Genomic DNA, 21995 nt, shown 5'->3' on the forward strand with positions numbered 1-21995 from the left:
ATCGCCTTTTTCAAAACACGACTTTCTCAACGTGTATTTGCAAACGCTTAGCCAGACGAATTAAGTTAGCGCGATCAACACCTAAATGCTTGGCTGTTCGGCTCCAGTTGCCTCGATGAGCCTGTAAGGCACGTTTGACTATCTGGCGTTGGTAATCATCCACAGCCTGGCGCAAATTAATCGGTTCCTCTGTCGTCATGGTATCAGGCGTTATATCTGATAGAAGTGGCGTTTGCGTGTTTTCCTCGGTGTTTAGCGAGTCTGATTTTCTTTGCGTTGTCTCATGCAGTTCATCGCAGTCGCCGAGCGTCAAAGTCACTAGGCTATCATGGCGGCTGTGTATCGGTACTTTGGCACAAGCCTTTAATGCTGCGCGGTTCAACAAGTGCTCAAACTCGCGAACATTGCCCGGCCAAGTATACTGGGCGAGTCTGTCTAAAAGCGCTGGGGAAATTTTCAGCTGGTTTACACCGAGTTTTCGCCTTGCACGCTCGATAAAGAAACCAGCCAATAGTGGGATATCTGCCATACGCTCACGTAGAGGCGGCACTTTTAGTGGGTATACGTTGAGGCGGTGATACAAGTCGCTGCGAAAGCGCCCGCTTTCCACCTCAGCTTTTAAATCACGATTGGTGGCGGCAATAACACGCACATCCACCTTTATCACTTCATCTTGGCCAACAGGTTGAACCTCATTACTTTGTAACGCCCGTAAAAGCTTACTTTGCGCAGCTAAGGGTAACTCCCCCACCTCATCTAAAAACAAGGTGCCACCGCTGGCAATGACAAACTTACCCGCTCGTTTGCGCTCAGCCCCGGTAAACGCACCTTTAACATGACCAAATAATTCGCTCTCTACCAAGTTCTCTGGCAGCGCCGCGCAATTGACATAAATAAGCGCTTGATCACCACGACTTGATTGCTGGTGCACACTGTGCGCCACCAGCTCCTTGCCTGTGCCGCTTTCGCCTTCAATAAGTACCGAGTAATTGGATGGGGCCACCAAGGAAATTTCATTTTTAAGTTTATCAATACAGGGGCTTTGGCCAATGATTTCCGCCGGACAGCCTGAGGCACTGGGTTCGCTCAGAGCACGCAATACTTCTTGTGAATGGCTGACATTGGCCTCAAGCAAATCGACAGTCAGTGCCGTATGTAAGCTCACCGAAGCCATGGATGCAATTAACGCCAATGAGCGTTCTGAAAGTGAATCAAACACCCCTGGAGATAGACTATCCAACGTTAATACACCAAGTAGCTGATTTTGAAAATACAGCGGGATCCCCATACACGCATGCACAGGTAAGTCGCCCTCCATAGCCGTGAGTAAGCCATCATATGGGTCTGCCAGTTCACACTCTGCGGGAAAACGCGTGGCTGTTAATGACTGACAAATCGCAACAAACCGAGGGTGCTCAGCAATAATAAAGCGACGCCCAAGTATTTCATGGCTCAGCCCTTGATGAGCCAGAGGCTGTAAATAGTCGCCTTTGTGAGCCAATAACATGATGGCATCACAGGTGATCACTTTACGAATGGCACTGAGCAATTCATCAAAGCGCTGTTGACTGGCGACGCTCTGCGCGAGGGTGATGGATAATTCCAAAAGTTGGTTGTCGGTAAGGCGGTTCATATACGTGGCCCGAAATCATTTTAACTCTATTGTAGTCATTAAGACACATACAACAAGTATGTCTTAATGACACAAAAATAATCTACTTTATTATATACCTCATATTTTTCAACAAGTTAAAAAGGTGGCATTAGTTTTGATATAGCTCCAATAGATTCATTTGTAGGAGCGCCTATGTACTCGCAATTTGTTCTTCCCGCTAATAATGCACTCAAGGGGGCACAGTTAAGCTTTCAAAAATGCATTATTGCTGCTAACTGGAGCATGGTGCTGTCACTTGGCCTCGTGATTTGCAGCCTATTAATGAGCTTTTATTTCGACTCATATTTACCCATCTCCATGCAGATAACTGCCCATATCGGCACCATAGTGTTCGCGGCAATCTTTAAGTTGGCGTATGTGGTGCGTTGTGTCGGCGTTTATGGCTTGGGCTACAGGGTGTTTTAAATGCAAATACAAGAACCCAACACACCCGACAATAAACAAAATGGCTTCCACCATCCGTTTTGGCAATTAGCATTTCGCTCATTTTTCTTAACTGGCTCGCTATTTGCGACGACAGCTATTGCTTTATGGGCAGCGATGCTGGCCGGGCTCATCACTTTACCGCAACCAATATTGCCAGCCGTGCTGTGGCATAGTCATGAATTGATCTTTGGTTTTGCAGCGCTCATCGCCGTTGGTTTTATAATGACGGCGGTGCAAACATGGACAGGGTTGCCCAGTATAACGGGCCTCCCCGTGGCAGCTTTACTGTTACTTTGGGTGTGTATTCGTATACTGGTATTTACTAACACGCACACCACTATTATCGCCGCGTTAATTATGTCGCTTTTATGGTGGGCCGCCATTGTGTTCACTTTTACGCGTATCGTTTTCAGCGCGGGCAATGTGCGCAACTACCTTTTCGTGCCCATGCTAATGGCACTGGCGACACTAAACGCAGCCACCTTGGTGCTCTCGCTCATGGGAGAGCATTTAATCGCGTTGCACCTTATCCGCTCAGCTGTATTGCTGTTTACGCTTCTCATTGGGGTCATTGGCGGCCGGGTGATCCCGTTTTTTACGGCTCGCGGTGCAAATATTGATGCCCAAACACCGATGATATGGGCAGAGAAAATACAGCTGCCACTCACGGTCACTTGCCTGGTTGTGTTTATCACCAGTCGCTTCGAATTATTGCCCTTTTCCCCAGCCATATTGTTGATAATCACAGGGTGCGTGCACCTTATTCGTATGAAACCGTGGTCTAGCTTAAGTACCTTCACCATGCCTTTGCTGTGGTCGCTGCATAGCGCATACGCCTTTATGGGGCTCGGGCTTATTGCGCTAGGTCTGAGTTACTACATCGACACATTACTCTTTAGCAACGCCCTGCACCTAATCACCCTCGGAGCCATTGGTTTGATGATCCTGGCGATGATAAGTCGCGTCTCGTTAGGGCACACGGGGCGCAAACTCAACGTTAAACCCCAGATCACAGCCGCTTTTATATGCTTGGTTGGGGCTACATTGCTGCGCTTTACTCTGACGTTGACTGGCCATGCATTTATAGGCTGGGCCTTGAGCGCCGCGCTTTGGGTTGCTTCATTCACGATTTTCTTTTTCATCTACTGGCCGGTGCTCAGTGCACCGCGCCAATAACCTTGCGGAGTATGCATGTTATCTTCACACCACATCAACACGGTTAAATCAACGCTGCCCTTAATAAGTGCAGCAGGGACGACAGTGACCGATCATTTTTATCAACGGATGTTTACCCATAACCCTGAATTAAAAGACGTATTTAACTTAAGTAATCAACATTCAGGACGCCAGAAAGTAGCACTATTTGAAGCTATAATGGCCTATGCTAACAACCTTGATAATGTCGCTGTACTCAAGCACGCCGTGGAGCGTATTGCTAACAAGCATGTGAGCTTTAACATACAGCCTGATGATTACCACATCGTTGGCCATCACTTAATTGAAACCATGCGCGAGCTGCTAGGAGACCGCTTTAGTTGTGAGGTTGAGCAGGCTTGGCGCGCTGCCTATGCGGTGTTGGCGCAACTGTTTACTCAGCGTGAGCAGGCTCTGTATAAAGCTCGCGAGCAAGCAAGCGGTGGCTGGCGCGGCAAGCGCGCCTTTAGCTTGACTCACAAGGTAAAAGAGTCACAGCTGGTCACCAGCTTTACGTTCGAGCCCGTTGATCAGCAAGCAGTGATGGACTTTAAACCCGGGCAATACATTGCTATCGAGCTTAAGCCCTCTACTTCGGCTCACATCGAAATCCGCCAATACTCGCTATCGAGCACAGCAAATGGCAAAAGTTACCGCATTTCGGTCAAGCGTGAGGTGGGGGAACATACAGGAGTCATGTCGAACTTCCTACATGATCATCTTAAACTTGGCGACATCGTTGACTTACATGCACCAACGGGAGATTTTTTCTGGCAAGACCGACAAGCCCCTGTGGTATTAATATCTGCAGGCGTAGGCGTAACGCCCATGCAAGCCATGTTAGAAACCCTAGCCGCACGTAATTACCCCTTCCCTGTAACCTATCTCCATGCCTGCGAGACCCGTGCTCAACACTCGTTCGCTCAGCACACCGCAACGCTATGCGCTGATTACCACTGGCAACATGCGACCTGGTATAACCACGAGCCAGGCGACATGGTCAATACATTTAACGGCTTCATGGACTTCTGTGCTATCACACTGCCCATCGACGATGGTGATTTTTACGTGTGTGGTCCGCTGGCCTTTATGAAATTTGTAAAAACCCACTTAATCGCCCTAGGGGTGAGTGAGCATCGTATACACTACGAAGTGTTTGGCCCCCACGCTGAGCTTTAACTGATTTGGTTACATAATGGGCTATTGAAATTGAAACAGCTGGCTAGAACACAGAGCCAGCTGTGCTTTTTCAGTGAGCTTGTTTAAAGTATAAATTGATATAGTACGAGCCCTTGTTCCGGACTCTAGACAGATATTATGGAAGTATAAACTGACATAAATTTGAAGTAAAAGCTGACAAAAAGTTCCTTATTTTCCAGATATTGACCCTCGCGTGCCCCTTTTGTGCATTTTCAGTCGTTCGGCTAGTGCATCATACAACCAATTAAATAATCAGACATTCAAACCAACTCATTTTTGGACAGAGACGCGTTAGAGTATTTATTCGGTAACGCCGCATTAAGGGGTGAACAACGCAAACCACCCGACCTAAACCATTGTGCCATAAACATTGAAGCTGAACTTTGAACCAAGACCGGCAAAGACCGGCAAGCGTTGAGAATCCCTCTTAAATGCTTTGTTATGTGATTTTCTCAAAGGTTTCTCATACTAACCATTTGAAAGACTTTTGTAAGAATTTGTCTGCATTTTCAGTGACGATTTCACCGTGAGCCATGACCAATATTTGCGGGTTCCAAGACAACAACCTATTGACGTGTTTCCGCGCGTCCGCTTTACCAAACATGAAGCTTAAACGCCAATCCAAAGGCATTTTCCCTTTAGGGGCAAGTATACCAACACCTTTGGCCACAACCCGTTGCCAGTAGTTAAAGTCTTTACCTGAAAAGTTCTCAACCAAGTCAGTAACTATTAACGTACTTGAACTGCTATGGTAAAAAACACACTCTTCCATTAACGGAGAACCAGAAAATAGTTCTTGTTCAATGTCAGGCTCCCAAGCATAACTTTGCGAGTTATTAAGAGATGCATGAAAAGAGATATCGCTACGCTTTTTAATCACCTCGCTTGTCCCAAGGACTTCTGCGTTTGGATACGCCGCAATCCATTCAGATAAGAACAAGTGGTGTAAATGATTGGGGGCAATTAAATATTTAACAGAACCGAGACTGTCAATTTGCTCCGTAATTGACTCAGACAATTTAATTGGACTATGAACCCATAGATCTCCACTAGAAAGTCTAACAACCGTCATTCGAGTGGAAAAAGGTAACCCTAAGAACTGAACAGGTTCACCATCAAATATCCATATTTCATGCGCTAATTTTTCCATGTTACTCCAATCACATAACGCCGCCATATGGGGCGCATAAATGCTTGGCTAAACTTAGCGAAGAATGAGCGCAAGCCAAGCGTTTTGCGTCCAATTGCCATAATGGCCTTGTTATATTTACTTTATTTGCACACTCGTTGGTTCTTCATTTCTTAGTTCTGACAAATTTTTATCGAAGTCTTTTGATACTTTAGAATACCAATACTCGAGTAATTTAGAATTACAGTTGCTATCAAGAAGCGGTTGAATTGATTCTTCAGCCATTTCTAGTGTGAGTTCGGGATCGCCAATAATTGAGTTGAATTTTTTATACGATACCCGTGTTTTTTCTAAAGTTAATTTATTAATTTCTTCAACTTGCTTTTTCGTCAATGAATAGGATGTACTGCATTTGGAGTCTACCAACGCAAAAGTAACGTCATACATGTTTAGATTGCCAATATATTTGGCTAAACGAAGAGCTTGCTGATCTGCATGAGCACTCGATGCGATCATAAAAGAAAGTATAAATTGACTAAACTTCAACGGGTGAACTCCATGTAAATATAACGCCGCCTTAAGCGGTGAGTAATTGTTGGCTAAGTTGTGAAGCGAAGCGGAACCGAGCCAACTATTGCGAATCCGGCTTTAAGGCTTTGTTATGTGTTTTCTACTCTAATAGATGATTATATTGCTCTGGTAAGGTAGCGAACTCTCCCCAACCCAAATTTCTAATACATAAGCCGATACCACTTCCTTCAACTGTGCCGTACATCAATACAAACTTACCGTCTGAATTATCGTTAATACCGTGGTCACTCGACTGCTGGTCTGTTACTTTGAGACAAAAGTCAACGTACTCAGAGTTGCGATTATAATCAAACATGGTTTGCCTGATATTTTGAGGTGTAGGGCCACAGTTATATGAGTTTGAGATTCGTCCGTAATATAGCCTTGGTGAATCATTTGTCTCAGTGACTGTTGATACATCGACGAGTAAATCTCTTAATTGAACGGCATTATTCCTTCCAGGAAACGTATAGTACTTATAGAAATTACGATCGAAATTTCTACAAATACCTCTAACTGTTGTTATCCTACTTGGAAGATTAAAAGATTCACCATTATGCCTCCCAATAGCTACTTCTGTTGTTTGGCCATTGCTATCTTCAATATGATCTCCATCATAAACTCTTTGTTCTCCATTCCCTGAAGCAGGTCTGTCCCTTAGAAAAGAGCTTATGACAACTAGTTCTTCATCCTCTATAGCTTGCCTTGCTGATTCTTCATTAAGAAAAGTCCTGCCTTCTGCTCTTCTAACCCGTAAGCTGCATTCTGGCGAGAATGCTCTGGAGTGAGCAAAAAACGCTGCGACTCCTCTAGAATTAAATGGTCTATCATGTGGAGACCTAAATAATGGCGCACAACATTCTGGACAAAAAATATTACCTTGCATTTGCTCAGTGTATTCTGTCGGCATGACTCGAACAGCAGTTCGTCTTAAATTACGCTTGTTCCCTGTTTCATAGTCCCAATCAGCAAGGTACAACGCAAGTCTCACATCTGTATTATTTGGCATATTGGAACCTCATACTTTAAAAAACACATAACGCCTCAAGAAGAGGCGCGCGCTGTTTCCGCGTCCATTTTGCTTGACTTGTTAACTGCTTCTAGAAGGTGGGCATTTAATATTTCAGGCTTGATACCCTCGAGAGTTCTTTCTATGCACAATTTATGCAGTCGTGTATTGCACTCAGCTAGAATACCCAAATTGCAGTGCCGAAAATTATTTTGGTACTGGAACGCCAGCCCTTGAAACCTACTGTGATCTATATTGCCAGTGAAATATATTGTTCGGGACTCGCCGGGCTTTAAGTATTCTCGTTTAAAATGCTGTGGATTAGCCAGCTCTGTACCATATGTAAAGCTGAGCAATATCCGATCAATCTCTACATTGAAGTGGGTATTATTTCTAATGTCTAAATAGATGCTTACCCTCGGGTTATCAGGCTGACAAATTTCTACAGAAGTATGCCTCGGGCGAATATCAATATAGATGTTTTTCATCATCCATTCGGCCGAGAATATTCTTCTCAGAATGAATGGTGGCAACCATTTGAAAAAACGCCAGATAACACTTCCGAGTATTGATTCCATTTATTTCTCTATTATTTCAGATTGGTGTACAGCTAACGCCGCCATATGAGGCGCACAAATGCTTGGCTAAACTTAGCGACGAAGGAGCGCAAGCCAAGCGTTTTGCGTCCAATTTGCCATAATGGCCTTGTTAGGTGACGTTTAAATATCATCTATACAAGGAATCCCCAATTTTTCACTTACCAGATCATCAAGAACTAAGTAATTGCTTAACCCCCACGTTCCAACCAACCCTACAGGGTTTGGAATTTCATCACCATCTGGATCTATGTACTTTTTAAAAGGCACATCAAAATAGCAATACTTTGTAGTGAGTTTCATTAAGGGCTTGTTAGCCAGAATTGGCATATACCCGCGCGAGAAGCCTAGGCGATTAATGAATAAAGGTGCAAACATCAACTCATTAAATTCATCTTCGTTTACTTTTTCAGGGTCACTAGTTACGAAGTCGAATACGTTAACTTTTATGCAGTTTTCAAAGCCACCCGTATTTGCGGTTAAGGAAACAACCTGACCAAATATATACCTACAACCAGAATACTTTAGCCTAAAGATATCGCCAACTTTTGGCTTTTTTCTATAAGGCTTTTGCACTTCCATATTAGTCTGAGGTAATGCCATTTAGTCACCTAACGCCCGCATAATGGGCGGATTAAGCTTGGCTAAAATCAGCGAGGAACGAGCGTCAGCCAAGCTTAAGACGTCCATTCATTAATGCGTTTGTTATACGTTTTTGCCACTGATTATTTGATTACAAGCACGAACAACATCAGTACGGTAGAACTCTATTGTTTCAGCTATTTCTTTGTCAGCTTTAGCTAGAAATTCAGCTGAACACATGGGCCTAACATGCTTTAGTGGTAAGTGATCAGTATCCGACTCGATGACTCCAAACACATGAAACTCCGTGTTCCAACAATGCTCATATCTTTCGTTCCGATACGCCAAAGTGCCACAACGTTATCAAGGTAATCTTCATCGCTTTCGAGCAATTTATTTGCGTATGTCTTTGCTTCTTCGTACATTGACTTCGTACCTGACTATCGAAACGTATAACGCCCTGTTAATGGGCTAATTTATGTTGGCTAAAATGTGAAGCGGAGCGAAACCAAGCCAACGTAATTTTGTCCACTTTAAACAGTTTGTTATACGTTCACTCGTAAAGCTTTTCCGTTGCTTTTTTTAGATCTGCTTTCGGTAAGAACTGATCAGATATGGTTAAAATAGAATGAATATTATTCCGTAACTTATCGAGTTCAAGATTTCCAGGGTTTATTGCTGTTTGCAACAAATGAATGGCCATATCAGCTAATAGAACACGCTGCTTTTCAAGCCATTCCTTATCGTCTTTAGTTACGGGATTAGCCAAATAATTAGCTTCTACCAGACTATGCAATTCCCAGCTTGTTTTAATCAAATCTTCGCGTTCAAAATTATTCAATGTTGATTCGTCCATAACATATAACGCCTTAATAAGCGGCGAAAAATAGCAGGCTAAACTAAGCGAAGAATGAGCGCAAGCCTGCTGTTTTGCGTCCATTGTTTGATTAATTTGTTATATTCCCCAAACACAGACTTCAAATTGAGGGCTTTGGTTTTCGTTGAACTCAAAGATAACTCCAAAATCCAGTGACTCTCCGACCCAGGACAAATCTCTAAAACCACCATTTTCGCCAGCTAGTAATTGCATGATACCAAATAAGTTTGATTTAAAACCTTTGGCACTCATTTGATAATGCATTCCTTGAAAATCAAAACTTAGCCAACCTGTATAATGGTCAGGAATTTTCAATTTTTTGATATCTATTATCGTAGATGGGAAATCGAGATATTCAGTTCGACTCCAGCTAACTACACTCTCACGACTAGGCTTAAATTCACCGTTATTCCAACTAGAAAGAGTTAAATTTCTAACTGCCTCTTTCCTATCTGTTCTTGGGACAGACTCAAAAAATGCGCGCATCAAAGGGTCTAAACTAGAGACGAGTTTCTCATGCTCTTTCCTACAGCTAAATTCATGTATCTTCTGTTCGAGTTTGCTCATATCTATAAGGGAATATAACGCCGCAATAAAGGGCGGCCAATACGTAGGCTGCTTTGTGTTATTTTGGAGCGCAGCGACAACACAAAGCAACCGGAGTGTTGGGCGTCCAGCCGGTGTATTTTTACCGGCGATCTTTCATTGCCTTGTTAAGTTTCATTTTTTGAATGTCTTTTTTAGCATTTTCTCGATCTCTTTCTGCGCATAATCGGCTGCAAGCTCTTTACCTTCTTCCGCAGCAACATCAATTAGCGCATCATAATCATTAAGCTCATGGCAATTTTGGCATTCGAGCATATCTCCCGAAACATACTCTTTCTCAGTATCCCCTTCTAACGAGCAATCACAAAACAAACACTTCAATTCAACTGTAAAGCTTTTATCCTTCATATATCACCCTCCAAAAATCTTTAGTGAGAGAGTTGTTAAAGCTAATAAGAAGCCCAAAACAACAAATAGCCCTTTGCGGTCTTCGACATAATCAGACGCTTTTTTAAGAGGACTTCTAGAAGCCTTTTGCTCCTCAGATTTTCTTTTAGACCTTGCTGCACCAACACCCTTAGGAGTAATCCTTAAACTACCGTATTTCCCACCACCAAGTGTTGCATGCTCAAGCCATTCATGTGCCAAGCACTTATCAGTGGCTTTCTCTAGCTCAGCAAGCGAATATGAAGTTTTGTTTTCCTCATTTATCTGATCTACAAGTTCTTGGTCAACAGAAAGAGTAACGAGCTTATAAGTTGAGCCTGTAGATTCCATATAGTCGATGACGTGATTGAGTATTTTGAACTCCGGCACAGCCTCTCCTTGAAACTTAACGCTCCAATAAGGGGCTGGTAATGCTTGGCTAAACTGTGTAGCGAAGCGAAACTGAGCCAAGCTTTAGCAGTCCCGCCCTTAATTGGCTTGTTATATTCAAAATTCATTGGGTTGAATAAATACAACACCTTCTTTTGTTATTTTCGTTTTTCCGTTCATGTCCTTATCGTGCCATGAACCATTACCCATTTTTAAAGATGTAATTGCTTCAGAATGAACTGTCATTGTACTCATAGCGTACCCAGCTTGTTTTCTCATCGTTGCGTCAACGGCATCTATTGGCAAAACGGTCGGATATTTAAGTTGTTCAATTTCGATATTTTGTTCATTCGTTTTAACCTGCCAAAACTCTGATTCTGTAATCCAAAGTTGATAAGTACTAGGGAACTTATTTCCAGCGGGAGTATTTATTGAAGCTATAGATAAAATTCCGCCACCTTCTGGCACTTCCATCTTTGCGCTAGAGTTTTTATATAGTTTGAAATCATTATTGGTTGTCATTTTGGGAGTAGATGATGGCTCTTGCTCTATGACCTCGGCTGCTTTCGAATCATTAAATTCAGGAGTTTTGTTAGAGCTATTTATTACAGCAGGAAGGAGTACTTGTAGACCTAAATAGGTAATAAAAACAAAGGCTATCGCAAAACCGCTACCAAACACTAACCCACTCAAAAACTTATTGAACACGCCGATCCTTCCTTTGAATATAACAATTTAATATCGAGCGATTGGGTCGTTTTTCTACCGCAACCTGTCTCGTTTTAGTCCTTAGACCATTGATAGCAAATTTAGGAAGTACTTACCAGCATTGAAGTTACGTTACATTGCTCTAAACGTGGATAAGAAAAAAACGACCCAGTGGGTCGTTTTCTTGACTATAGGAGAAACACAATAATACTGTACATATATACAGATACTTGTCGGAGCTAGCTCAATGAGAACTCGTTCACCATTTTTAAATCACATCGCCGAGTTAATGTTGACTAAGCAATATTCACTCAGAACCGTTGATACATATCTTAAGTGGATTTCTTCCTATATTCATTATCATGATAAACGTCACCCAGCTTCAATGGGCAATAACGAGGTTGTCGAATATCTCGACTACCTTGTACTTAAACGGAATGTGTCGCCTAAAACACAAGCGACAGCGTTAAATGCGTTATCTTTTTTGTATAAGCAAATAATTAAACAGGAATTGTGTCCGAATCTAACGTTTGTTAGAAGCAAGCGCCAATCTAAGTTACCAATTGTTATGACCCCCGAGGAGGTTAAACTCCTCATGTCGTTTTTAAGTAAACGATATTATTTAATTTCAGGTTTAATGTATGGTAGCGGCTTACGTGTAATGGAAGCTGTTCAACTACGAGTTCAGGATATTGACTTTGACTACAAGTGCATTCGGATCTGGAATGGTAAAGGGAATAAACATCGGGTGGTTACACTCGCCACAGAACTTATACCTTTGCTAAGAAATCAAATAGCTCAGGCTGATGAATACTTAAAATTAGATTCCCAGAATGAACAATATGCTGGTGTATGGATGCCAAAGGCACTAGCAAGAAAATATCCTAGCGCCAATAAGTCAATTGCTTGGCAGTATCTATTTCCCTCATATAAGTTAAGTGCTGATCCTGAAACTGGCGAGATTCGCCGACATCATTTTCATCAAACAGGTGTACGTAAAGCGGTTAAAAAGGCCGCCAAAAAAGCACAAATAATAAAACCTATAACGCCCCACACTTTTAGACATTCATTTGCTACTCATTTACTACAAAGTGGTGCAGATATTAGAACCGTGCAAGCTCAACTGGGTCATTCCGATGTGAAGACAACGCAAATATATACGCATGTTTTACAGCAAGACGCAAACGGTGTTGTTAGTCCTTTGAGCAAAATTTTCTAGCTTGTTTTGGGGCAGGTAACGGCTGTTAGTGATAACATTGCCAATCCAAATATTCGAACACTATTAACAAGAAAGTTCCTAACCTGACTCCATACGAGTAGATATACCTCAGATTACCTTTTGAATAAAAGAAAATCTCCTGTATTTGCAGGGGTGTATGATGTCTAGCCCTGCCTTTTCGGCAGTTAAAAGTAACTGTTGTGGTTGATTACTTCCTAGCCTAATTTCAGCTGCCTACGCGGCAGTTCACATAGTCGTATTGAAAGCCTAGAGGCTGAGCCTCGAATGCGACAATCACTGGGGAATATTCGAAGTGGAAATAAGCACCGAACTCTAATGCCGACTCTAAGAGACAGGTCGCCTTGATCTTTTGACTGGCGAATTTAAAAAGGTTTTTAACTCTAGAGTACTTGGTTTTGCGTCAGTAATAGCTGCTTTCTAGCGCACTGACTAAAAATTGGCTATGACAACTTATTGTTCAAATTTATGTCAACTTATACTTCAAACAACAAGGGGGAAATTTGGGTGGCAGCCTTACCAGCCACATCTCGGCACACACGTCACACGCTGTGGCTGCTCCCTTCCGGGCCTGACCAGATTCACCTGCTAGTGTTGCGAGAGGACCAATAAGGCTACCATTGAGGGCCTTCGTTGGGCGCAGGAGGGATTATCGCGACTTTACTACTGGGATTCAAGGAAAATCCTACTATTTACTACCAACTGCCTAGTAACTGACCATTTCGCAGTGATACGCATCACTTTAGCCCTGCTCCACTTTTGTAACTCGCTAACCCATCTTGAGGCAAAAACCTTTCACTTACACATTTTGGAAACAAAAGTGTACAAATTTTAACCTTGATTACGTTTTAACACATTAAATTACCCGTCAAGGCATTGAGTAATATAGATAAATTTAATATTTATTTAATTTTAAATTAATAATTTTTACTTTTATTTTACATTAGTACCCATTTTGACTAGATTAGAATCGCTCGCTTTGGAGAAGTTTGCAGGATCAAACGAGTATTAGCGGTGTTCAGCACCACCCATTCGGGAAAACTAATCGGGAGCAAACAATGAATAAACCTCAAGGATTTATGCTATCAACCTTATCAATAGCCGTTTCACTGGCAGCAATTTTGCCCGCAACGAGTATTGCGGCGCAAAAAACCTACCTAAGTGAACAAAATCAAATTAAAGATATTATGATGGCAAAGTCGACTGCCGTTTCAGCCTCCCCTGCTGCAACGGTACTCGGCCTTGATACTCAGGATAGTATCAGTGTTGTAAAGCAGTACAACAGCCAAAACGGCGATAAAACGTTTCGCTATCAGCAAATGCACAAAGGCGTTCCTGTTATCGGCGATCATGCCATTCTAACTTACAACAAAGATGATCAGCTTATTCGTGCCCATGGCGCCGTGGTCAATAACATCGCTGCCGACGTCCCCTCGGTAAACGCCAAGGTAAGTAAGAAACAAGTAGGCAAACTAGTGCGCGCCATGCATCGTAAAATGCATCAAGGCAAAGCAGCGCCTGCCATCGAGAATGAGCAATCTCGCTTAGTCATTTGGTTAGACGATACGAACAAAGCGCACCTTGCTTATGAGGTGACCTACAACAGTTATGGTGATACCCCGTCGCGTCCCTACATGATTATCGACGCCAAAAGCGGTAATGTATTGCATCAGTTCGACAATTTACAGCATGCTGATGCCACCGGCCCAGGCGGCAACCAGAAAACCGGACAATACAATTATGGAACCGACTACGGCTATTTGGATGTGAGCCAATCTGGCAGCACTTGTACCATGGAAAACGCCAATGTGCGCACCATTAACCTCAATAATGGTACTAGCGGGTCAACAGCGTACAGCTTTACCTGCCCAGAAAATACCTACCAGCAAGTGAATGGCGCCTATTCACCTCTTAATGATGCCCATTACTTTGGCAACGTAGTGTTTAATATGTACAACGATTGGGTTGGTACTGCGCCATTGTCATTTCAGTTACGTATGCGCGTGCACTATGGCAATAACTATGAAAATGCGTTTTGGGATGGCCAAGCGATGACCTTCGGTGACGGCGCCACAACCTTTTACCCATTAGTTAGCCTCGATGTATCTGCACACGAAGTCAGCCACGGCTTTACCGAACAAAACTCAGGGTTGGTTTATTCTGGTAAATCAGGCGGCTTAAATGAAGCGTTCTCCGATATGGCCGGTGAAGCTGCGGAAGCTTACATGCTGGGTAGTAATGATTGGCTCGTCGGTGAGCAAATCTTCAAAGGTAATGGTGCGTTACGTTACATGGCTAATCCTCCACAAGACGGCCGCTCCATTGGTAATCAATCAGATTACTACTCAGGCATGGATGTGCATTACAGCTCAGGGGTGTACAACAAGGCCTTCTACTTGTTGGCAACCACCAGCGGCTGGGATACACAAAAGGCCTTTAAGACCATGGCACGTGCTAACCAACTTTATTGGACAGCGAGCACCAACTGGGACTTAGCAGGTAACGGTGTGATGGATGCCGCGTGCGATCTTGGTTATGAGCCGAATGATGTTAAAGCAGCCCTCGCGGCCGTAGGGGTAACATCAAGCCTAAGCGCGGGTAGTGACTGTGGTTCAACTCCGCCAATACCTGATGAAGAAATCACCAACGGCGTGCCTCGCACAGGTATTTCCGGTGCGGCGAAAGAGCAAATGTTCTTCGTTATGAATGTGCCCGCAGGTGCTACGAATCTCACCTTCAACACCTCAGGTGGTTCAGGTGATGCTGATTTATACGTGAAATATGGTTCACGTCCAACGCTTAACGATTACGATTGTAACAGCACGTCATCAACCAGTACTGAGTCATGTGCAATTAGCCCCGTTCAAGGCGGCGAGTACTATGTCATGGTCGAAGCGTGGAACCAAATCAGTAATGTGACCTTAGAAGGTAACTATGACGATGGTAGCACGGGGCCAACGCCGATTGATCGCACCGAGAGCAACATCAGTGTTAACCAAGGCGGCTGGGCTCGCTTTAGCCAAAACATTGGCAGTGGCTACAGTAACCTCACGGTAACCATTAGCGGTGGTAGCGGCGATGCCGATCTGTATGTCAACTTTGGTTCGCAATCAACCACCAGCGACTGGGATTGTCGTCCATATCGCAATGGCAACTCAGAAACCTGTACCTTTAGCAATCCGCAAGCAGGTACATGGCATATGGATTTACGTGGCTACCGCGCAGCAAGTGGTGTCACCCTAACCATCCAAGCAGACTAAATCATTCTCCCTGAGTAGGGGCCAGCTACTGGCCCCTTTTTCGTTTAAGGACCCATCTTATGAAATATTCTTACCTCGCCATCGGTGCGGCGCTTGCTTGCGCTACGAACAGCGCCTTAGCGGCACCGGAAAAGGCATGGCTCACGGTCGAGGCCCATGCCATGGCGCACTATCAAAAACAGCAAAAAACACAGTGGCAAAGCGCTGCAACGCAATCAATCGCTGGCACAGCAGTTGATGTTATCGCTATAGATCCTAAGCATATACATCGGCTAAGCGATTTTATGCACCATGAATACAAACGCTGTGGCGGCTTTATTTATCATGAATCTGAGCAAGCGGCGAAAGCCTACTTGCAACAGGCTCAAGTCAATAACACGCAAACAGTTGCCTCTGTTAATTACAGCATCGATAACCCTGCTGCAGCCCAGGCGCTGCTGGCTGAGCTGAGCACCACTCGTCTAGATAACACCGTAAGTACCCTAGCAGCATTCCATAACCGTTATTATTCACAACAAAGCGGTGTCGATGCAGCAGATTGGTTACGCACCCACTGGCAACAAATCGCCAGTAGTCGCAGCGATATCACCGTGCAAAGTTACAACCATAGTTGGGCTCAAGATTCGGTGGTGGTGACAATCGCCGGACAAGAGTTAAGTGATGAAGTGGTGATCATTGGCGGTCACTTAGACTCGATTAACCAATCATCACCCAGCCAAGGTCGTGCACCAGGAGCTGATGATAATGCCAGCGGCATTGCTGTATTAACAGAAACGCTGCGAGCGGTCGTCGACAGTGACTTTAAGCCTAAACGCACCATCAAAATTATGGGCTTTGCGGCTGAAGAAGTGGGACTCAGAGGCTCCGGCGCTATAGCTAGCGATTACAAAAGCCAAGGCATCAATGTGGTGGGCATGGCGCAGTTTGATATGACCGGTAATAACGGCTCAGCTGAAGATATTGTATTGATGACCGACTATACCAACAGCGGCCAGAATCAATTTATGGCAAACCTTGCCAGCACTTATCTCAGTGACCTGGTTATTGGCTATGATCAATGTGGTTACGGATGCTCGGATCATGCCTCTTGGCATAACCAAGGCTTTGCCGCCTCGATGCCGTTTGAATCAAAAATGAGTGATATCAACTACCGAATTCACACCAGTAGTGATGACCAGTTTGATGCCAGTCATGCCATCAATTTTGCACGCTTGGCCAGTGTTTATCTCGCTGAGCTTGCGAAAAGCGCTGGCTCTGCGCCGCCACCACCGAGTGATAACGAGCTCACTAATGGTGTGGTTGAGTCTGGCCTTAGCGCTGGTGCTAAGGAACAGCTGCTTTACACCATGGATGTACCCAGCGATGCCACTGATCTTAACTTTAATACCTATGGCGGCAGCGGTGATGCTGATTTATACGTGCAATTTGGCACGCCACCGACACTCAGTAGCTATGATTGCAAAAGTACCACAGCATCAAGCACCGAAAGCTGTAGCTTTAGCGCGCCACAAACAGGGACTTACTACGTGATGGTTGAGGCTTGGAATGCCATTTCCGGTGTTAATCTGGTCGGTGAGTATCAATCAGGTTCAACCGGTCCAACTCCCATTAATCGTAGCGAAGGGCCTATTTCTGTCGCGTCTTCTCAATGGCAACGCTTTGAGCAGCCTCTTACTAGCGGCTATTCGCAATTACAGGTGAGTATATCCGGCGGTAGCGGCGATGCCGATCTGTATTTAAACCTTGGCTCACCGTCCAGTCAGTCGCAATGGCAATGCCGTCCATACAAAAATGGTAACAATGAAACCTGTACCATTAGCAACCCGCAAAGTGGAACTTGGTACATTGATTTGTACGGCTATAATAGCGCCACGGGTGTAAATTTATCGATCACCGCCAATTAGTAATAACAAAGGGGCCCGATGGCCCCTTTTTTAACGAAAGTTGAATTAATCCAATTCTGCGCGCAGCTTCTTCAATACCGCTTTTACCTTCTCAACATTCTCTGGCCCCATGCGTAATAGCTGCTTCTGAGCGGGAGGTAAATTCTCCCATTCGGAATAAGCATACTTGTAGGTGACTGAATCCCGTAATAAGGGGACCTGAGTAGTCATTTCGGGTGTCTCTAAAAGCAAGTCAATCGACTGCTTTAAGCGCGCCTCAAAACTACTGTTAGGATCGCCAACTTCACCATAGGCCTGTTCAATCAGCGGTTCATATTGTTCATACAGTGCCACCAACTGATCGGTATTCATTGAGGTCAAAATACCAACATACGGGTCATAGCGCTCAAAGCTCTTCGGATCCATCGTCAGCACATCGCCCTCTTCCACGGTGAAAGGCTGCTCGAGTTTTTCCACTGGCGAGTGGTTTGTGGCCACACGCCCCTCGGCGAGATTATTGACAAACACCACAGTGCGGCGGATCAAGTCATCATTGACCAGCAAATTAGCGCTGGATTGAGCCAGTGATTGTTGCAAGCTGGCGCTGACCATCTCATCGCTATCGTCCAAGGCCGGCAACTCGGGTTGCGGCTCGGGCTGCTCGTTTTCACGAGACTGTGGACGCTGTTGCTGCTCATCGGGGTTGCTCACGTCTGTGGTTGCCGGCGCGGCTTGGGGTTTACTTTCAGGCTCGGGCTCTGCAACAGGCTGAGGTTTGTCTTCCACTGGCAACTGCGCAGGCTCAGGAGTGGCCTCAAGTGGTAAAGGCTGTTGAGATTGTTTGCTGACGACAAAAATTACCACCACAGCCAGCACCACTAACACCACCAATGCTAGGATGATGTTGTTACGGCTGGGTCCGCGTTTACTCTCATGTTCGGTAGGTTGTTCACTCATAAAGGCTCCGTTATGAAAAAGTCAAAATCGCCAATCTTCAAAAAGTAATCTGCCCTAATTGCTGCGAGCATACTCGCCGTTGAGCATATCTTTTTATTTTAGAATCTTTTACATTAACACTATGTGTCCATTTAAGTGCAAATACAATGCGAAAGCAAACTAATTGCGGTCGCGCTGGAACAGCGTTGCTACTGAGCGGCGGCGGCGCGCGAGCCGCTTATCAAGTAGGTGTCCTCAAAGCGCTAACACAAAGCCTTCCAAGAACGGCGCCACTGCCATTTAAAGTGATCACAGGCACCTCTGCCGGAGCAATTAACTCTGTGGCGCTTGGATGTTGGGCTTCGTGTGCTCATTTGGCGAGCCGCAAGCTTGAGCAAGTCTGGGGACAGTTTCACACCAGCGATGTTTATCGCAGTGACTTTGCGCATGTATTTGGCCACCTTATAAAAAATATTTTATCGAGCTTTCGCTCTGGGCACGCCAACCATGCCCCAGCGAGCTTATTCAACAATGCCCCTCTGCGGCAGTTATTAGCCGAAGTGCTGCCTATGGAGCGTATCGACCGTAACATTCACCGTGGTGTGCTCGATGCGTTAGCAGTCACTGCGTCTAACTACAGTACCGGTGACTCCGTTACCTTCTATCAAAGCAATGAGGCCAAACCCTGGCGGCGGGCCAAACGTCAGGGTGTCAAAGCTCGCATCCATTTAGAACACCTGATGGCCTCCAGTGCTATTCCCGTGGTCTTTCCCAGCGTAAAGATTCGACACCAATACTATGGTGATGGTTCCATTCACCAAATGTCTCCCCTATCCAGCGCCATTCACCTTGGTGCCGAGCGCATTTTTGTTATCGGTGTTGAACAGCCCAAAGAGGAACATCGTAAATATGCGCCGCACTACCCGGGCATTTCGCATATCGCGGGGCATCTGTTGGACAGTGTGTTTGCTGACACACTGCATGGTGATTTAGAGCGTCTTGAGCGCATTAACCGTACGGTGGGGTTGTTGAGCGCGAAAGATAAACATCGTGAGCTCAAGCATATCGATACGATGGTGATCAACCCATCACATAACTTTAATGCCATTAGTAGCGAGTATTACGATGATATGCCGCTGGCCATTCGCACCCTACTACGTGGTATCGGCGTAAAACGCTACAGTGAGTCTAGCTTGCCGAGCTACTTGTTGTTTGAACGCCGCTATACACAACACTTGATGGAGCTAGGTTATCAGGACGGGCTGGCGCAACTGGGGCAGCTGCGCGCGTTTTTGTGTCTCGATTAACTGCCGCCATTGAGTAAAAAGCGCTCGCAACGCTCTACTCGCCGTGGTTTGCCCTTTAATACCAGCACGTCATGCCCCTGTAGACTGGTTTCAATACTGGGCGCTTCTATCTCACGTCCTTGACGGCGCAGCGCGGCAATACTCACACGCCGCGCTTGCAAGTTGAGCTCGGCGATGGTTTTACCCACGGCATAGGCGTTATCTGCCAAAGCAAACACATGCAAGTACTCTAAACGCTCGGTGTTTTCATCGCGATGTGGCGCCTCATCACTAATATAATAACTGTGCAATAAGGAGTAACGGTTTTCTCGCTCTTGGCTAACCCGACGAATAATGCGTTTCATCGGTACCCCGCTCATAAATAGTACATGAGACGACAACATCAGACTCGCTTCTAACGACTCAGGCACGACCTCTGACACGCCACTTTCTTTTAACTCATCAAGATGGGCATCATCGGGCATGCGCGCGAGGATATTCACCTGCGGCGCGACTTGTTTCACTACCTCGGCCACCATTTGTACCTTGCTAAGATCAGTGAAGGTAATCACCACCAAACGCGCCTGTGCCGTTCCTGCACGCTCAAGAATGCTTTTTTGCGTGACGTCGCCAAACATGGCATGGTAACCGGAATTTCTTCCTTGTTGCACGAGGTAAGGGTCCAGTTCAATGGCAACAAAAGGCAATGCCTCACTGGAAAGAAAACGCCCGATATTTTGTCCAACTCGCCCGTAGCCACAAATTATCACATGCTCACTGAGGCTTTCATCAACACACTCAATGCGTTCGGGGGCTTCAGTACTGGCGCGAAAAAGATGATGTACCCACTTAGGCGAGTGCTCTATTAAATAAGGAGTAATGGCCATGGAAAACACCCCTAAGGCGATGAGAAACGACGCCAACTCACCGGCAAAAATTCCCTGGTTCCCAGCTAAAGCCACCAATACAAAGCCAAATTCCCCCATTTGACAGAGCATCAGGCCTGCACTTAAAGCATCGCTTTTGCGCTCTCCCATCAGTTGCGCAATACCAGCCAGTAACACCAGTTTACTGAGCATCAAGACCGCTAACGCGGCGAGAATAATATGGGCATGCGTTAATACATAGGCCAGGTCTAACTGCATCCCCACGGTGACAAAAAAGAGCCCCATAAGGATGTCCCGGAACGGCCGAATATCACTTTCAAGTTGGTGCCGGTACTGGCTTTCACCCAACATCATTCCCGCTAAAAAAGCCCCTAAAGCCATGGATAACCCGAACCAGTAAGTTAGCCCACCGGCAAATAACGTCACCAATAAAGTGGTTAATACAAACAGCTCTTCATTACGCATTCGCGCCACTTCATTAAAGATCCGTGGCAAACACCATTTGCCGATGGCCCACAGCAAGGTGCACACAACGGCCCCTTTAGCCAAAGCCATTGCCAAACTATAGGTTAATGATTGCTCAGTATCACTGGCCAGTAACGGGATGGTAATAAGCAGCGGTACCACGGCTAAATCTTGGAACAGCAACACCCCAACAGCGAGTTGACCGCGCCGTTTCTGCAGCTGCCCGGTGTCCTTCAAGCATTTAACCACTACCGCCGTAGAGGACAGCGCCATTAGCGTTGCGATGGCAAACGCGCTCAACGCGTCAAACGCAAAACCCCACAACAACAAGAAAAACACCGCAGAAGTGAGCACCACTTGCAGTAAGCCAACACCAAACACGATATTACGCATGGCAATCAAGCGTGGCAGGGAGAATTCGAGGCCCAAACTGAATAGTAAAAAGACAATGCCAAGCTCAGCGATACCATGCATTTCATGGCCATTGGCAAGCCAGGCAAATCCATGCGGTCCGGCCAACAATCCTGTGGCTAAGTACGCTAAGATGGGCGGCAATCCAAGGCGTTTAAACATCCACACTAAGATCACCGCACTGAGTAATAGACCCATCAATTCAATAAACAGCTGTTGCATGGCACTCCTTTGGCGTCAAAGACCTGACTCTGGGCTAATACTTTACCATTAACTATAGCAAGGGCTTGTTTTATATCCAG

General features: G+C 45.2%; 19 protein-coding genes and 1 other RNA gene. 7 read left to right on the forward strand and 13 right to left on the reverse strand.

Translation table 11 applies throughout. The annotated features are described in order from the left end of the window. Positions 1-10: 10 nt before the first annotated feature. The gene (norR, locus tag MHM94_RS06285) at positions 11-1633 is read right to left on the reverse strand and encodes a nitric oxide reductase transcriptional regulator NorR (protein ID WP_235418863.1); all 1623 of its coding nucleotides are present in this window, start codon (positions 1631-1633) and stop codon (positions 11-13) included. A gap of 174 nt (positions 1634-1807) precedes the next feature. Between norR and MHM94_RS06290 the strand changes: the two genes are divergently transcribed. The 3 genes from MHM94_RS06290 to hmpA are packed head-to-tail and all read left to right on the forward strand — an operon-like array spanning position 1808 to position 4474. Then, the gene (locus MHM94_RS06290) at positions 1808-2080 is read left to right on the forward strand and encodes a hypothetical protein (RefSeq protein WP_235418862.1); all 273 of its coding nucleotides are present in this window, start codon (positions 1808-1810) and stop codon (positions 2078-2080) included. Beyond that, a complete protein-coding gene (locus MHM94_RS06295) occupies positions 2081-3277 on the forward strand; it encodes an NnrS family protein (RefSeq protein ID WP_235418861.1) in 1197 nt (398 codons plus the stop codon). A 15-nt stretch (positions 3278-3292) separates the two neighbouring features. Continuing rightward, positions 3293-4474, forward strand: coding sequence for an NO-inducible flavohemoprotein (gene hmpA, locus MHM94_RS06300; RefSeq protein WP_235418860.1), 1182 nt, complete (start codon positions 3293-3295; stop codon positions 4472-4474). Between the two features lie 484 nt (positions 4475-4958). Here the strand turns inward: hmpA and MHM94_RS06305 are convergent, their stop codons facing one another. From MHM94_RS06305 to MHM94_RS06345, 9 genes are all read right to left on the reverse strand, one after another. Then, positions 4959-5645: a DUF4336 domain-containing protein gene (locus MHM94_RS06305; protein WP_235418859.1), complete on the reverse strand. Its 687-nt coding sequence runs from the start codon at positions 5643-5645 to the stop codon at positions 4959-4961. A 117-nt stretch (positions 5646-5762) separates the two neighbouring features. Further along, on the reverse strand, positions 5763-6170 hold the full coding sequence (locus tag MHM94_RS06310; RefSeq protein WP_053910757.1) for a hypothetical protein: 408 nt from the start codon (positions 6168-6170) through the stop codon (positions 5763-5765). A gap of 124 nt (positions 6171-6294) precedes the next feature. Continuing rightward, complete coding sequence (locus MHM94_RS06315) at positions 6295-7203, reverse strand: hypothetical protein (RefSeq protein WP_235418858.1); 909 nt, start codon at positions 7201-7203, stop codon at positions 6295-6297. A 719-nt stretch (positions 7204-7922) separates the two neighbouring features. Next, positions 7923-8402, reverse strand: a complete 480-nt coding sequence (locus tag MHM94_RS06320) for an Imm26 family immunity protein (RefSeq protein WP_235418857.1) — start codon at positions 8400-8402, stop codon at positions 7923-7925. A gap of 532 nt (positions 8403-8934) precedes the next feature. Next, positions 8935-9237 (reverse strand): hypothetical protein, encoded by a 303-nt coding sequence (locus MHM94_RS06325; RefSeq protein ID WP_235418856.1) that lies wholly within the window; start codon positions 9235-9237, stop codon positions 8935-8937. A gap of 99 nt (positions 9238-9336) precedes the next feature. Then, on the reverse strand, positions 9337-9744 hold the full coding sequence (locus tag MHM94_RS06330; protein WP_235418855.1) for a hypothetical protein: 408 nt from the start codon (positions 9742-9744) through the stop codon (positions 9337-9339). A 234-nt stretch (positions 9745-9978) separates the two neighbouring features. Further along, positions 9979-10212, reverse strand: a complete 234-nt coding sequence (locus MHM94_RS06335) for a hypothetical protein (protein ID WP_053911657.1) — start codon at positions 10210-10212, stop codon at positions 9979-9981. Positions 10213-10215: 3 nt separating this feature from the next. Then, a complete protein-coding gene (locus MHM94_RS06340; protein ID WP_235418854.1) occupies positions 10216-10620 on the reverse strand; it encodes a hypothetical protein in 405 nt (134 codons plus the stop codon). Between the two features lie 117 nt (positions 10621-10737). Next, positions 10738-11328 carry a hypothetical protein gene (locus MHM94_RS06345; protein ID WP_235418853.1) on the reverse strand — a complete coding sequence of 197 codons (591 nt, stop codon included), beginning with the start codon at positions 11326-11328 and terminating at the stop codon, positions 10738-10740. Between the two features lie 247 nt (positions 11329-11575). Here MHM94_RS06345 and MHM94_RS06350 point away from each other — a divergent pair, with 247 nt between their 5' ends. Beyond that, a complete protein-coding gene (locus MHM94_RS06350) occupies positions 11576-12547 on the forward strand; it encodes an integron integrase (protein WP_235418852.1) in 972 nt (323 codons plus the stop codon). A 532-nt stretch (positions 12548-13079) separates the two neighbouring features. Here MHM94_RS06350 and ffs read toward each other — a convergent pair. Further along, positions 13080-13176: signal recognition particle sRNA small type (ffs, locus tag MHM94_RS06355), an RNA gene on the reverse strand. 468 nt (positions 13177-13644) lie between these two features. Here ffs and MHM94_RS06360 point away from each other — a divergent pair. Together MHM94_RS06360 and MHM94_RS06365 are read left to right on the forward strand one after the other, a co-directional pair. Further along, positions 13645-15825: a M4 family metallopeptidase gene (locus tag MHM94_RS06360; RefSeq protein ID WP_235419143.1), complete on the forward strand. Its 2181-nt coding sequence runs from the start codon at positions 13645-13647 to the stop codon at positions 15823-15825. A gap of 59 nt (positions 15826-15884) precedes the next feature. Next, positions 15885-17729, forward strand: a complete 1845-nt coding sequence (locus MHM94_RS06365; RefSeq protein ID WP_235418851.1) for a M20/M25/M40 family metallo-hydrolase — start codon at positions 15885-15887, stop codon at positions 17727-17729. A 45-nt stretch (positions 17730-17774) separates the two neighbouring features. On the opposite strand, the gene MHM94_RS06370 is transcribed toward MHM94_RS06365, so the two are convergent. Then, positions 17775-18665, reverse strand: coding sequence for a DUF3014 domain-containing protein (locus tag MHM94_RS06370; RefSeq protein WP_235418850.1), 891 nt, complete (start codon positions 18663-18665; stop codon positions 17775-17777). Between the two features lie 146 nt (positions 18666-18811). On the opposite strand from MHM94_RS06370, the gene MHM94_RS06375 reads away from it, so the two are divergent. Further along, complete coding sequence (locus tag MHM94_RS06375) at positions 18812-19951, forward strand: patatin-like phospholipase family protein (RefSeq protein ID WP_130149057.1); 1140 nt, start codon at positions 18812-18814, stop codon at positions 19949-19951. On the opposite strand, the gene MHM94_RS06380 is transcribed toward MHM94_RS06375, so the two are convergent. Then, the gene (locus tag MHM94_RS06380; RefSeq protein ID WP_235418849.1) at positions 19948-21915 is read right to left on the reverse strand and encodes a monovalent cation:proton antiporter-2 (CPA2) family protein; all 1968 of its coding nucleotides are present in this window, start codon (positions 21913-21915) and stop codon (positions 19948-19950) included. The two genes, MHM94_RS06375 and MHM94_RS06380, sit on opposite strands and share 4 nt — an antisense overlap. Positions 21916-21995: the final 80 nt, after the last annotated feature.

Source organism: Pseudoalteromonas sp. CNAT2-18.1 (assembly GCF_022347865.1).
Lineage (GTDB): Bacteria > Pseudomonadota > Gammaproteobacteria > Enterobacterales > Alteromonadaceae > Pseudoalteromonas > Pseudoalteromonas ruthenica.